Source organism: Acetobacter senegalensis, assembly GCF_001499615.1.
GTDB lineage: Bacteria > Pseudomonadota > Alphaproteobacteria > Acetobacterales > Acetobacteraceae > Acetobacter > Acetobacter senegalensis.
In genome coordinates this window covers 2666949-2679964 of record NZ_LN606600.1, presented here as the reverse complement: position 1 = coordinate 2679964, position 13016 = coordinate 2666949, and the positions used below count along the sequence as shown (strand labels likewise).

The window sequence follows — 13016 nt, the reverse complement described above, 5'->3', positions numbered from 1 at the left end:
TTTATTGGCGGGCTGGCTCTGTCAGGGAAGCGATGAATTTTTTCAAGGTAGCGAACGACTGTACAATCCTAAAAGATATTATCTGGATGGCGTGAGAAATATCAATTATGGGGACCGGGAAGAAGGTCGGAAGCATGCGGTTGGGGTGGCATGGCGGTATCAGTGATCATGCAAAGGCATAATGGCTTAGGCTGAAGGTGTTGCTCTTTCGGGGGTGGAAGAGAGGTGCCTTTTGAGACAGAGAGGACACAGTTGCGTGTGGTTCCGCCTTTCTGCCTCATATCGGCTTTGCCAAAAAAGCAGGCGCTGAACGGGTATGATCCTGCCGTGTGGGGCCGTAAGATAAAGTCACGTACTTATGGGCAGCGGTTGAACGAGATGGGCCCGAAGCCCAAGGAGAGAAGAATGGCGCAGTCTTTCCCTGTTTTGTTGGTTCGGCATGCTCCGGTCCTGTTGCCGGAAGGGGTATGTTACGGACGGCAGGATGTTGCCCTCCGTCCCGGGTGGGAAGGTCTTGCATCAGGGTTGGCTGTGCTGGCACAGGGCGCAGTCTGCCGTGTGTTATACAGTTCACCTGCTATGCGGTGCCGGGAAATGGCGCAGAAACTGGCGGCGGCCACTGGTATGGAACTGAAAATTGATGATCGTCTGGCCGAACTGGATTTTGGCCGATGGGAAGGCATGAACTGGCAGGAAATCAGCCGGGCTCAGCTTGACGAATGGGCGGCAGACCCGGCACGTTTTGCTCCCCCTGGGGGGGAAAGTGGCATGGCGCTCAGCCAGCGTGCCCGCGCTTTCTGGCAGGATATCAAGGATGCGGGCGTACCGGCCTGTGTTTTGTCGCACGGGGGGCCGCTACGGGTGCTGAGTGCATTGGCGGAAGGCAGGCAGCCGGAACTGCTGTCACCTTCCATGCCGCAGGGCTCGGCGCGTTTGTTCATGGTGGCGCAGCAGCAGGGCCGTTTGGCGGAAGCGAGTTGTGCGGCAGAATGAGACGGCAGATGTGAAGTCAGCGGAAGAGAAATTGGGCGACGGCAAAATAACTGTGCTGGCCGGGCCCAAAAAGCCTTTGTGAGAACCAGAAGCGCTTTCAGATTTACTCTGGCCAATCTGATAAGTGGTCAAGGCCGTTTCTGAATATTTATGTATAACTTCAAGAACAGATAAAGAGATTCCATAGACCCATGCCAGATCAGCCCCGAGAGCAAGACGCAACCGCACAGGCTCGCCATCGTGAAAAAATGCAGAAACGCAAGAAGGTGCAGGATCAGGAAGTGGCGTCAAAGTCCCTGGAAAAGGGGCTGTTGATGGTCAACACCGGTCCCGGCAAGGGGAAATCAACCGCAGCATTTGGTATGGCCCTCAGGACATTGGGCTACGGGAAGCGGGTGGTGGTGGTGCAGTTTATCAAGGGCGCGTGGGATACTGGTGAACGCCGCGCGCTGGAACGGTTTGATGATCTGGTGGAATGGCATGCTCTGGGCGAGGGGTTCACGTGGGAGACGCAGGATCGTGAGCGGGATATTGCGGCCTGTGAACGGGCCTGGGCGGTGGCGCGGCAAGCCTTTGCCCGGCCCGATGTCGCCCTTGTGGTGCTGGATGAACTGAATGTGGCGCTGCGGTATGATTATCTGCCAATAGCGCAGGTTCTGGCAGATATTGCGGCTAGAACCCCCGGCCAGCATGTGATGGTAACGGGCCGGAATGCAAAGGCAGACATGATGGAGGCTGCCGATCTGGTGACGGAAATGGGCTTGATAAAGCATCACTTCAAAAATGGCGTAAAAGCACAGCAGGGCGTGGAGTTTTGACGGCACGTGTTCTGATGGTGCAGGGCACGGGGTCAAGCGTTGGAAAATCGACATTGGTTGCGGGGCTGGCACGCGCGTTTACACGGCGCGGCCTGAGGGTTCTGCCCTTCAAGCCCCAGAATATGTCCAACAATGCCGCCGTTACGCCCGATGGTGGGGAGATTGGACGTGCGCAGGCATTGCAGGCGCGGGCCTGTGGTGTGCTGCCTGATGTGGACATGAACCCGGTTCTGCTCAAGCCGCAGGGAGAAACGGGCGCACAGCTTATTGTGCAGGGCCGCAGGCAGGAGACGCTTGCCGCACGCGCTTACCAAAAACACAAAGACAAACTTCTGCCTGCCGTGTTGGAGAGTTTTTACAGACTGGCGGAGCGGGCTGATCTGATCGTGGTGGAGGGTGCGGGCTCTGCATCAGAGGTTAATCTGCGCGCGCGCGATATTGCCAATATGGGCTTTGCGCAGGCCGTGAATGCACCTGTTGTGCTGGTAGGCGATATAGACAGGGGCGGTGTTATTGCCAGTCTGGTTGGAACGCAGGTGGTGCTGGCTCCGGAGGATGCTGCCAGAATAAAGGGGTTTATCGTCAACAGAATGCGTGGTGACATCACGCTGTTTCATGATGGCATGGCGTTTGTTGCTCAGCGCACGGGATGGGCTCCGCTGGGGTTGGTACCGGATCTTCCTGCCGTCAGAACGCTTCCGGCCGAAGATGCGGCTGATCTGATGAGCACTCTTGTTTCAGAGCACTCAGATAGGGCTGAAATCAGCCAGAACGGCGTTTCCCGCTTGCGTATTGCGGTGCCACTTCTGCCGTTGATTGCCAATTTTGATGATCTTGATCCCCTGAGAGCGGAGCCAGGGGTGATGCTTCTGCCGGTAAAACAGGGTGAGCGCTTGCCTGAATGTGATCTGGTTCTATTGCCCGGATCAAAAGCGACAATAGCAGACCTGGCGGTTTTGCAGGCCCAAGGATGGGATCAGGACATTCTGGCCCATGTGACGCGGGGTGGTCACGTCATGGGTGTGTGTGGCGGGTATCAGATGCTCGGCCGGACCATTGCAGACCCTGCTGGCACCGAAGGGGAACCGGAGTGTGTGGCGGCTTTGGGCCTGCTGGATGTTGAAACCGTGCTGGGTGAGAACAAACGGCTGGAGGAAACCAGTGGGTTTATAGAAGGCACGGAAACGGAAGTGTCGGGTTATGAAATGCACATGGGCCAGACATCTGGTGCAGACAGGCAGCGGCCTTTATTGCGCCTGAATGGGCAGCCGGAAGGGGCGGTCGCGGCAAATGGGCAGATCTATGGCACGTATCTGCATGGGGTCTTTGCAAACCGTACAGCGCGTCTCGCCTTGCTGGCGCGTGCTGGCGGAAAGAACTTTGCGCCCGGGGGCTGGTGGTATGAAAGTGGTCGGGGAGCAAATGGCCCGAACGTGCCGGAAAAGCATGGGGCGGCTATAGATCAGGCTCTGGACGCCTTGGCGGATCATATGGAAACATATGTTGACCTAGACGCAGTGCTGGCGTTGGCCCAACCAATTAACGCACAAGAAGCAGCGCAAACGCTGTAAAGGCCCCATCGGCAAAGAGTTTTCTGTCCGTCAGGCTGTCCTTTTTATGTCTTGGTGGGTAAAGGCTTTTCAAGCCTCTTTCGGGTTCATACCGTTTGAAAGATCCATGGAAACCCCTCGGTACCTCTGGCTGAGCTTGTGGCCTGAAAACGAGATGATGATTGCAGCATGGGGTACCAATGCTAAGCTGACACATTATCATTCTTTTCAATCGGAGGAGATCATTCATGACACATCCGCTTAAAACGGCCTTGGTAACAGGGGCAACAGCCGGGTTTGGGCACGCCATTGCACTGCGCTTGGTCAAGGAAGGATTTCGGGTGATTGCCACCGGGCGCCGGCAGGAGCGGCTGGATGCTCTGGCGAAGGAGGCGGGTGAAAACCTGTTGCCCTTCAAATTGGACGTGACAGACCTTGCCGCGGTGAAAGCTCTGCCGGGCAGTCTGCCAGAAGGCTGGCAGCAGGTGGATGTGCTGGTGAACAATGCCGGTCTGGCTCTGGGGCTTGAAAAAGCGTGGGAAACCAAACCCTCAGACTGGGAGCAGATGATTGCGACCAATGTGACAGGATTGGTGGAAATAACACGCGCTTTGCTTCCGGGCATGGTGGATCGGAATGCGGGTCATGTCATCTCGCTGGGGAGCACCGCGGGGACCTATCCCTACCCTGGAAGCAACGTGTATGGCGCCACCAAAGCGTTTGTTGACCTGTTCATGCGGAATCTGCGCAGTGACCTGTTAGGCAAGCAGGTGCGGGCGACCAACATTGCACCGGGGCTATGTGGTGGGAGTGAGTTCAGTCAGGTACGTCTGGGCGATAACCAGAAAGCGGCTGCGGTCTATGAGCACACCAAACCCCTTCTGCCGGAAGACATTGCAGAAACGGTGGCCTGGGTGCTGAAGTTACCGCCGCATGTAAACATCAACATGGTGGAAATGATGCCGATATGTCAGGCTGCTGCCGGGCTGGCCGTTGATCGGACCATGGACAACTAAGGAACAGGGCATGCCCGGCGTTACAGCATGTGGTGCCGGGCCTTACTCTAAAATGAACGAGCCACAGGGCTATAGCCCTATATGAAGCCTTACCGGCTCAGCCCTTCGGCTACGCGCTATGGACAATATTCTGGCCTTCCAACTTCAACTCCTGCACAGAACGCGTATCCACTGGGTAAGGCAGAAAAGGCGTTTGATGCACAGGCTCAGACTTGCCTTAAAGGGTGACTGAAAAACCTGTCATTGTACCGCCTTTTTACGCCGGATCATGTTGGTCTGTTTGCTTAGGTATCTCCATGTTGCGATGACACATCTGTCTTTTCCGCTCCAAACGTTCGTTTCTGGGTTTTGACGCTGGCTTGTCGAGTGGCTTTTCGGTTCGTCATCTGGTCTCCATACACGCAGGAGCACAGAGTCTGGTTTCATGCGGGTGTGAGTGTATCCAGTTTCTTGTCCAGAGAACTCAGCAGGTCGAGATAATGTTTGCGCATGGAGGATGCGTAAGGGTTAAGGCATTCTATGGTTTCAAAAACCTGCGGTGCATCTTTTTCCACCATCTTCATGGCATCCCGCATCAGATCAAAACTGCGCGTTGTGAGATGGGACGGAAAAGGTTCCAGCGTCTTCAGGCTCTGTGCAAGCCAGTGCGTAAGGGCCTGCGTAACCGCCATGTCCTGATCATGTTTTTCCGGTGTGCAGATAAGAACCCGCAGGCCCAGAGTTTTGCGCAGAAAGGCCGCTAACCGGTGATACGGCCCGCGCACCGGGCACAGCACGATTTTCAGGCCTGTTGTTGTCTGGCCAGCACTTTGTGGGCCAAAGAGCGGGTGCGTGCCAATAATGCCGACAGTTGGCGGTAGAAGACGGAGCATCAGCTCAGTCGGTTTGACCTTTACGGAGCCCACATCAAGCACCAGAGCATCCGGCCGGAGCAATGGAGCAATGTGCGTGAGCACATCGGCCATGGCCTGCACGGGAATGGCAAGAATGATGATCCGGCAGTGGGCAACGGTTGTGAGGTCAGTCAGCCGTACGCCAAGTGTCTGTGCGGTGTCTTCAAGCGAGTTTCTATTGTCATACGCCAGCACCTGAACATGCGGTGTCATATGGCGTGCAACCAATTGCCCGAAGGCGCCAAAACCGATCAGCCCCACCGTGGCAGGCTCGTCAGACTGTAAGGGAAAAGACGGGCTCATGAACGTTCCTTAGCGTGCCAACAACAGCCAAGGGTGTTCGAGAAACGTCGTCAACCGCTGGCAGGGCGGCGGTTGACCAATAACAGACAACATTCACCGCTATGTGCGCGGTGAATAATACAGTCCACTGTTGTGTGCCGAAGTTGTCATGCGCAGGAGGATGCTGGAAAATGCGGAGGGAGTCAAACCGTTCTGACAGGCGGGCAGGGTGTGTTTCCTTGCCAGAACGGAGGATATTCAGGGCTTTGGAGCAGAAACGGCTGCTTTTTTGGCCAGCTTGGCGGCCTGTTTGGCAGCTTTTTTAGCTTTCTGCCGCTCCAGTCGTTCCTTCATGGCCATTCGTTCATACCGGATACGTTGACGCACCCAGTTGAGCATACCGGAGAAGGTCAGCACCATGATGCCAACAAAGGTCCAGCCATCCAGCGGTTGGTGAAACACCACGTAGCTGAGCACAACCCCCCAGACCATCTGGCTATATTGGGGCAGGGCAACGCGGTTGGCGGGTGCCCGCGCCGTTGCGAGCATCATCAGCAATTGTCCGAACGCAGCCAGAAAACCATAACCGAACAGATAGACCCAGGAGACCATGGTTGGCGGCCAGGTGGCGTGCAGTCCCATAAGCACGCCGTTTCCTACCAATGGCCCGATTAGGCTGGAACCAAACAGGGACAGGCGCACGGTTTCCTTGCTGGCAAGGCGGTAGGCAATCACGCTGCCTGCGTTGGCAAAAGCGGCCACCAGCGCGCACAGATGGCCGAGATGAAGCGCGCGTACGCCTGGCCGAAGCACAATCAGCACGCCCACAAACCCCAGAACAACTGCCAGCCACGCCCAGGCCGTTACTTTTTCTTTCAGCAACACAACAGAAAGAATGGTGACAAACAGGGGCATCAGAAACATGAGGGAAAGCGCTTCTGGCATGGGTAGCAGCATGAAGGCTTCCACGCTGGCTGCCGTGGCCAGAAAAACGCAAAAGGCGCGCAGGAGCCACATGGCCCGCTGCTGTGGACGGAAGATATCCAGATAGGATTCATGCGGCTTCCGAAGAAAAGGAAGAAGCAGAAAGCCGAATATCCCGCCGGAAAATGCCACTTCAAACGGGTCTAACATGCCCGCCAGAAGTTTGGAGAATGCATCGCTGATTGCGAAAGAGGCATAGGCCCCAAAGGCCAGCGCCATGCCGGAGAAAAGGGTTTTGGGGTCCATTACCGTAAAAGCCGTATCAGTGGTGCCAAAGAGGCAGGATGTCTGGCCCGTCCCTTTATGGTGACGCGCTGCGCAGGGGAGGGCCAATACCCCCAAAACACATAAAGTAAAAGGAGTTTGTTTTTACATGTTTTTTGACTGCGGCAGGACTGTTCTGGCGGGATGGGCGGCTGAGCAGCCTTTTATGTGACGGTACAAGCAGGCAGCAGTGCAGTGCTGAGGGCGAAGATTTCTGGTGCGTGTTTGCTTGAGCACTTGCTTTCTCTGCCCTATAAGGCGCGGCACAGGGGATGGGGTTCCCCCTTATAACCGCCCGCTCGGGGCTGATGACTCCTGCCGTTATAACCGTGGTGGAAGCCGGGGCCTTGGGCTGCGTCTATCGCCATAACGGCGGGAAAGACATGGCCCGCCGCAAGAAAGAGGGTCGGGTGTGATGTCTTTTTATACCTGTCTTATTGTTATGCTGGGCGGTGCGCTGGGCACACTGGCGCGGTATGTTGTGTCCGTGCTGACTGGCCCATATAGCCGGATGATGCCATGGGGTACCATACTCGCCGTGAATATGGTGGGGTCTTTCATCATCGCATTTTTTGGAACGTTGACACTGGCCGGCGGGCGTTATCCTGTTTCTGAAAACATGCGGCTGTTTGTCATGATCGGCCTGTGCGGTGGCTACACCACCTTTTCGTCCTTCAGCCTGCAAACGCTTGATCTGCTGCGTATCGGGGCCTGGGGGCGGGCCCTGCTGACTATAGGGCTGTCAGTTTTCTTGTGCGTAGGGGCCGCGTCTGTGGGGCATGTTCTGGCATCCCGCCTGAACCACCATGCTATTATGGTTGCTCAGGCGGATATTGAAGAAGAAGTGTAAGAAAACGTCCTCTCTATCAGGATGCGCCTCAGGCGCTCGGCATTTTATACATGGCGCACAGTTTGTTGCCGTCTGGGTCCCGCAGATAGGCCAGATACAGGTCTCCCATTGCCGTGTGGCGCACTCCAGGCGGATTTTCGATGGCTTTTCCGCCATTTTCCACACCAGCCTTATGCCAGGCTTCAACCTGCTCTGCGCGGGTCATGGCAAAGCCGATTGTGCCGCCATTGGCTGCCGTGGCGGGTTGGCCATCCAGCGGCATGGTGATCACCAGGCGTTCGCCGTCATGCGTATAGGTCAGGCGGCCTTTGGCGTTAGGGGTTGCGGGCTCACAGCCCAGAACACCCAGCGTTGCATCGTAGAATTTTTTGGAGCGGGCAATGTCGTTGCTGCCCAACATGATGTGACTGAACATGAAAAATCGTCATTCCGTGTAACGTTCAGGAAGACGCCACCTTACCCCTCTGTTTAAAGACGTCAAATGCAGGCCGGTTATGAACGGTTGCTCTTATTGGCAGGGTGGATTTGTTAAAGTTCTGAGAAAACACCAGAAAGACATTGCGGGACGGCCCGGTATTTTTCTAGCGATAGAAGGGCCTGTCAGATGGGGTGTTAAAACGATGCAGGATCATGACCAGCTAACGTCTTTTTTCTTCTTCCAGCACTAGCGTAAAAAAATGCAACACTGTTGCGGATAAGTATCATCCATCTTTCTGGAACGGTCATGGAATTTTTTTCTGATGTTATAGGCATCATATTTTTGAACTCGGTTTTATCTTGTTTGTAATACTGGTGTTGTTCCCGTCAGGAAACAGGGCCTTATGCGCCAACAGATGTCTGGACAGAGACCGGATATAAAATTAAGTGCTCTGCCCCTTCGGCCTGATGTTGTGAACGCCGCTTTCCCCTTGCCCTTAAATGATAAGAGACACACGTGAGCAAAAGACCTGTTTCCCTTTATACGCCCCTTGTGTGCCGTAAACGTTCTTTGTGTTCTGTCCGTTCGTATTCTACTGCGTTGGTCGGGGCTTTTTCTGTTTGGGCCTGTGTGTCGGGCTACGCAGGTGCGGCTTTTGCAGCAGGGGAGAGCGTGGAAAAACGTTCATCAGGCAAACTGCATGCTGCTCAGGTACCGGGGAAACAGGAAGCCTCCACACGGCAGGTTTCTCAGCCACATAAGAAGCCCAAGGCGGAAGCCGCAGCAGGGGCCATGGAAGCGGTGACGGTAACGTCCACCCGTCGCGCAACTTCCATCATGCGTGTGCCGGTCAGTGTTGCCGCGTATAATCAGGCGTATCTGGATATGAAGGGCGCCAAAACCATTCAGGATGTGCTCCGCTTTACGCCGGGCCTGACATTTGACCCCACTTCCAAAACGCCGGTTGTGCGTGGTCTGGCATCCAGTGCAGGGTCAGCCACCACCGGAATTTATCTGGATGACACACCCATCCAGATCCGTAATCTGGGTTTCAGTGCGGAAAACACGGTGCCGCAACTGTTTGATATGGAACGGGTGGAAGTGTTGCGCGGCCCGCAGGGCACCCTGTTTGGGGCCGGTGCGGAAGGCGGAGCTGTACGTTACATCACGCCCGCACCGAACTTGCATAAATATACATCCTATGCCCGTGCGGATGTCTCAGCATCACAGTATGGCGCGCCAACATATGATCTGGGCGTGGCGCTTGGCGGGCCGATCATCAAGGACAAGCTGGCGTTTCGTGTCAGTGCGGAACGGCAGGGGCAGGGCGGTTATATCGACCACCTTGATTACCGAACCGGAAAAAAGACAGACAAAAACACCAATAATGATGATGTAAACGTGTTTCGTGGTTCTGTTCTGGTCAAACCGATTGAAAATCTGAGCATTACGCCGTCCATCATGTATCAACAGCGTCTGGTGGGGGATAGTGATACCTATTTTGCGGGTCTTTCCAATCCTGGCAAAAGTGAATACCGCACCAATTCGCCCGAATACCAGCAGAATACGGACCGTTTTTATCTGCCGTCTTTGAATATCAAATATGATATCGGGAATGTCTCGCTGATTTCGAACACGGCCTATCTGCACCGTAACAATATTACGGGCTATAACGGCACGCTTTATCAGCTTTCCTATTATAATGAATTTCTGGATGGCAGCAGCCCGTACTACCCCTTGCTGACCCAGCAAGGGATCAACCCCAACACGCCATATTATTATGGTCCCTCACGCGTGTTGAACCAGCAGCGTAATTTCACCGAGGAATTTCGTGTGCAGTCCCGCAATCCGGTGGCTAACCGCCTGATGTGGGTGGCCGGTGTATACTATCAGAACGACAAGCAGATGAGTTCCGAGCAATTGCAGGAACCCAACGCAAACGCTTTGACACAGGCGTTGTTTGATATGTCTGCTTCCGATTTCTGGGGCGGCTGGCCTAATGCGGGGCAGAACGCCTACATCAACCAGACACGCGCCACGGATGAGCAGGTTGCTGTTTTTGCCAACGCCACGGTCGAAATTATCAAAGGACTGAAGTTTGATGCAGGTGTGCGGTATGCCAATGCCAATTATCACTTCCACAACTTTGCAGATGGCAGCCATAATGGTGACCGCACAACAGCCAGTGGCCAGATTACCGAAAACCCGGTGACCCCCAAATTTACCTTGAGTTACCAGATTGACCGCCATTCCATGGTGTATGCGGGCTGGGGCAAAGGGTGGCGCGTGGGCGGTGCCAACGCGCCCGTGCCACAGCTTTTGTGCCAGAATGATCTGAATAATTTTGGCATGACCTCGGCTCCCAGCAAATACAAATCAGACACGGTAAAAAGCTGGGAAGTTGGGTCAAAGAACCAGTTTTTCCATAATCGTCTGCAAATTTCAGGAAGCCTGTATTACATCAACTGGTCCAACATTCAGCAGAATGCCTATCTGCCGGGATGCGGTGTGCAGTACACGACCAATCTGGGCGAAGCAGTTAGCAAAGGGTTTGATCTTCAGGCCACATTGTATCCGTTTGATGGTCTCTCGATCGATACCACGCTTGGCTATACAGATGCGCATTATACCAAAAATGCGTATGTGGGCACCAACCAGAACGGCCTGCTTGCCCGTAAAGGCGATACACTGGGTACACCGGGGTGGACCTATAGCCTTGGGGTTCAGTACAATATTCCCAAGAACATCATCTCCATTGGTCATGGACAATTGTATGTGCGGACGGATTACCAGTATATCAGCCGCCCCAGTGGCACCACACCCATTCGGGATTCAGAAACACTGATGTACAATTCGGGCTATTACCTGACACAGGCCCAGCATTACCTGACCCTGCGTGTGGGTGCCCGGTTCAATAACAATATGAACCTGTCTTTCTATGTGAATAATCTGCCAAATCTGCACCCCATGGTCACAAGTTCAAACGAGGTACAGGGGTCTCTGTTGCAACTGAACTCCACCATGCGGCCGCGTTATGCTGGCGTCTTGTTGACGTATAACCGCTGATCGGCGAGGGCAGGAAGCGGAGGGAAAATCCGCTTCCTGTTTAATTAAATGCAAGCCCTGGCTGATTTTTGCGGTCAGTCATGGTTTTATAGCGTTCTCGAAACAGAAATGGCGTAGGTTATGTCCCTCACTCACCCCGAAATTCTTTCTGAAAAACGTAACCTTCTGGCGCAGTGTCTGAAAAAGGCGGCTGTATCCAAAAATGGCGCTGTGCGTAAGGTGCTTCTGGCCGGGGCGGGTGTGGCTGCTCTGGCATTTGGTGTGCCGCAGGCTGCCTTTGCTCAGGCTGACCTCCCCAAAACCATCCCCGAGGGCTTGAAGCTGGAGGCAGCACAGGCGCTTCCCATTACGCCTTTCTATACAGAGGCTCCATCGGCTGATGCCCCCACATGGCCCGGCGGGCTGATCCGGGCGGAAAAGGTCACGGATTATGCCATCCCGGCAGGGATGACGGCATGGCGTATTCTGTACCACTCTCTGGATGCGGAACGGCATGATGTTGTGACATCCGGTTTTGTGCTGTTGCCTGCGGGGCCCGCGCCTGCTGGCGGATGGCCTGTGGTGGCGTGGGCCCACGGCACCAGCGGCGTAGCGCAACCTTGCGCGCCTTCTCTGATGAAAGATCTCTATTACGGGGATGAAGGGTTGTTTGAATTCCCCAAAGCGGGGCTGGCTGTTGTGGCGACGGACTATCATGGGCAAGGCACGCCGGGTGCGCATCAGTATATGAACAAGCTGGCTCAGGGGTATGATGTCATTTATTCCGTGGCCGCTGCTCACGCCGCGCTGCCGGGCGTGCTGAGCAAGCAGTGGGTGGCCGATGGGCATTCACAGGGCGGTATGGCGTCCTGGAGTGTGGGCGAAATGGAACAGCAGATGAAAAACCCGGATTATCTGGGCACTGTTTCCGTGTCCGGCACCGTGGATATGCTGGATTTTATTGCCCCCACACCGGAAGAAGTTGGTGCCCCGTTCTATTTCCCTATGGTGGCGTATGGGCTGAAGGCCCGTTATCCAGATTTTGATGTGCACAGCATTCTGACCAAGGACGGTTATGAGCATTATCCGCTGATTGCCACCAAGGGCTGCTGGTTTACCGGTTATGCGGCCTATTTGGGCAAAACCAGTGCTCAGATCATGAAGCCGAACTGGACCAAGGTGCCTGCGGTTCAGGCCATGCTTAAAGAAGACATCATGGGGGACAAGCCGGTAAAAGGCCCGCTTATGGTGCTGACCGGGGGGGGAGATGTTTCCGTACCTCCTGGTGGCGTGAAAAAAACGGCTCAGAAAGCCTGCAAGAACGGCATCAAGCTGTTCTTCCACCTTTATCCCGGCCTGGATCATGATCCGACCATGATCAATTCGACGCAGGATCAGATCGCCTGGATCAAAGATCGCTTTGCGGGCAAACCCTTCGAGCAGAACTGCGGCGGGTTCTAAATGAGACAGGTCTGAGCCTCTTAAAAGAGGCTCACGTTATGACCGATGCTGGCCACTGTGTTCAGTGTCTGTGCGAAATGGGATTCGTTCCACGACGCGACAAATTAAAGTGGCTGCGTTCCATCATATGCCCTCATCCGTGTCAGATGAGGGCATATGCTTTGTTCGAGCGGCCCCCTGGTTTTCCCGGAAAACAATAGGCTCTCTTGTTAAGGAATTCCTTGGCAAATAAGGCGGAGCATACAGTCTGACAGCCTGCTCCCCTTTGGGAACGACCGGCAGAGATAGAGAGTGTCCTCAGTCTATGTGTCTCTTTTCTGACCCGGATTATGTTGTAAAAAGACAACAATTTGACCGAACTGATACGGGACCGTAATTTTAGAATTGCAAAAGATGCGCATCTCATATCCCATAAGAGGGTAACGAATACCCAAACGCAGCA

10 protein-coding genes and 1 riboswitch are annotated in these 13016 nt (G+C 54.7%); of the genes, 7 read left to right on the top strand and 3 right to left on the bottom strand.

Annotated features, from left to right (window positions below):
- Nucleotides 1-405 precede the first annotated feature (405 nt).
- From ASN_RS12550 to ASN_RS12530, 4 genes are all read left to right on the top strand, one after another.
- Nucleotides 406-993 (top strand): histidine phosphatase family protein, encoded by a 588-nt coding sequence (locus ASN_RS12550; protein ID WP_039904208.1) that lies wholly within the window; start codon nt 406-408, stop codon nt 991-993.
- Nucleotides 994-1184: 191 nt separating this feature from the next.
- Entirely contained in the window at nt 1185-1811 is a 627-nt protein-coding gene (gene cobO, locus ASN_RS12545; RefSeq protein WP_058988374.1) for a cob(I)yrinic acid a,c-diamide adenosyltransferase, read from the top strand.
- 14 nt (nt 1812-1825) lie between these two features.
- Complete coding sequence (locus ASN_RS12540) at nt 1826-3382, top strand: cobyric acid synthase (protein WP_058989321.1); 1557 nt, start codon at nt 1826-1828, stop codon at nt 3380-3382.
- A 227-nt stretch (nt 3383-3609) separates the two neighbouring features.
- Nucleotides 3610-4377, top strand: a complete 768-nt coding sequence (locus tag ASN_RS12530) for an SDR family NAD(P)-dependent oxidoreductase (RefSeq protein ID WP_058988372.1) — start codon at nt 3610-3612, stop codon at nt 4375-4377.
- A 422-nt stretch (nt 4378-4799) separates the two neighbouring features.
- Here ASN_RS12530 and ASN_RS12525 read toward each other — a convergent pair whose 3' ends face one another.
- Nucleotides 4800-5573: a prephenate dehydrogenase gene (locus ASN_RS12525; RefSeq protein WP_058988371.1), complete on the bottom strand. Its 774-nt coding sequence runs from the start codon at nt 5571-5573 to the stop codon at nt 4800-4802.
- A gap of 237 nt (nt 5574-5810) precedes the next feature.
- Entirely contained in the window at nt 5811-6755 is a 945-nt protein-coding gene (locus ASN_RS12520; RefSeq protein ID WP_058989320.1) for a DMT family transporter, read from the bottom strand.
- 304 nt (nt 6756-7059) lie between these two features.
- Nucleotides 7060-7125, top strand: a riboswitch (Fluoride riboswitch).
- A 90-nt stretch (nt 7126-7215) separates the two neighbouring features.
- Here ASN_RS12520 and ASN_RS12515 point away from each other — a divergent pair.
- Nucleotides 7216-7650, top strand: a complete 435-nt coding sequence (locus ASN_RS12515; protein WP_035377936.1) for a CrcB family protein — start codon at nt 7216-7218, stop codon at nt 7648-7650.
- Between the two features lie 28 nt (nt 7651-7678).
- Here ASN_RS12515 and ASN_RS12510 read toward each other — a convergent pair whose 3' ends face one another.
- A complete protein-coding gene (locus ASN_RS12510; RefSeq protein ID WP_058988370.1) occupies nt 7679-8065 on the bottom strand; it encodes a VOC family protein in 387 nt (128 codons plus the stop codon).
- Between the two features lie 519 nt (nt 8066-8584).
- Here ASN_RS12510 and ASN_RS12505 point away from each other — a divergent pair.
- Nucleotides 8585-11134 carry a TonB-dependent receptor gene (locus ASN_RS12505; protein WP_157765181.1) on the top strand — a complete coding sequence of 850 codons (2550 nt, stop codon included), beginning with the start codon at nt 8585-8587 and terminating at the stop codon, nt 11132-11134.
- Nucleotides 11135-11254: 120 nt separating this feature from the next.
- The gene (locus ASN_RS12500) at nt 11255-12574 is read left to right on the top strand and encodes an alpha/beta hydrolase family protein (protein ID WP_058988368.1); all 1320 of its coding nucleotides are present in this window, start codon (nt 11255-11257) and stop codon (nt 12572-12574) included.
- Nucleotides 12575-13016: the final 442 nt, after the last annotated feature.

Bases quoted from the DNA above. Each gene is read 5' to 3' on its own strand.
- ASN_RS12550 (WP_039904208.1), top strand. From the start codon at position 406: ATGGCGCAGTCTTTCCCTGTTTTGTTGGTTCGGCATGCTCCGGTCCTG.
- cobO (WP_058988374.1), top strand. From the start codon at position 1,185: ATGCCAGATCAGCCCCGAGAGCAAGACGCAACCGCACAGGCTCGCCAT.
- ASN_RS12540 (WP_058989321.1), top strand. From the start codon at position 1,826: ATGGTGCAGGGCACGGGGTCAAGCGTTGGAAAATCGACATTGGTTGCG.
- ASN_RS12530 (WP_058988372.1), top strand. From the start codon at position 3,610: ATGACACATCCGCTTAAAACGGCCTTGGTAACAGGGGCAACAGCCGGG.
- ASN_RS12525 (WP_058988371.1), bottom strand. From the start codon at position 5,573: ATGAGCCCGTCTTTTCCCTTACAGTCTGACGAGCCTGCCACGGTGGGG.
- ASN_RS12520 (WP_058989320.1), bottom strand. From the start codon at position 6,755: ATGGCGCTGGCCTTTGGGGCCTATGCCTCTTTCGCAATCAGCGATGCA.
- ASN_RS12515 (WP_035377936.1), top strand. From the start codon at position 7,216: ATGTCTTTTTATACCTGTCTTATTGTTATGCTGGGCGGTGCGCTGGGC.
- ASN_RS12510 (WP_058988370.1), bottom strand. From the start codon at position 8,065: ATGTTCAGTCACATCATGTTGGGCAGCAACGACATTGCCCGCTCCAAA.
- ASN_RS12500 (WP_058988368.1), top strand. From the start codon at position 11,255: ATGTCCCTCACTCACCCCGAAATTCTTTCTGAAAAACGTAACCTTCTG.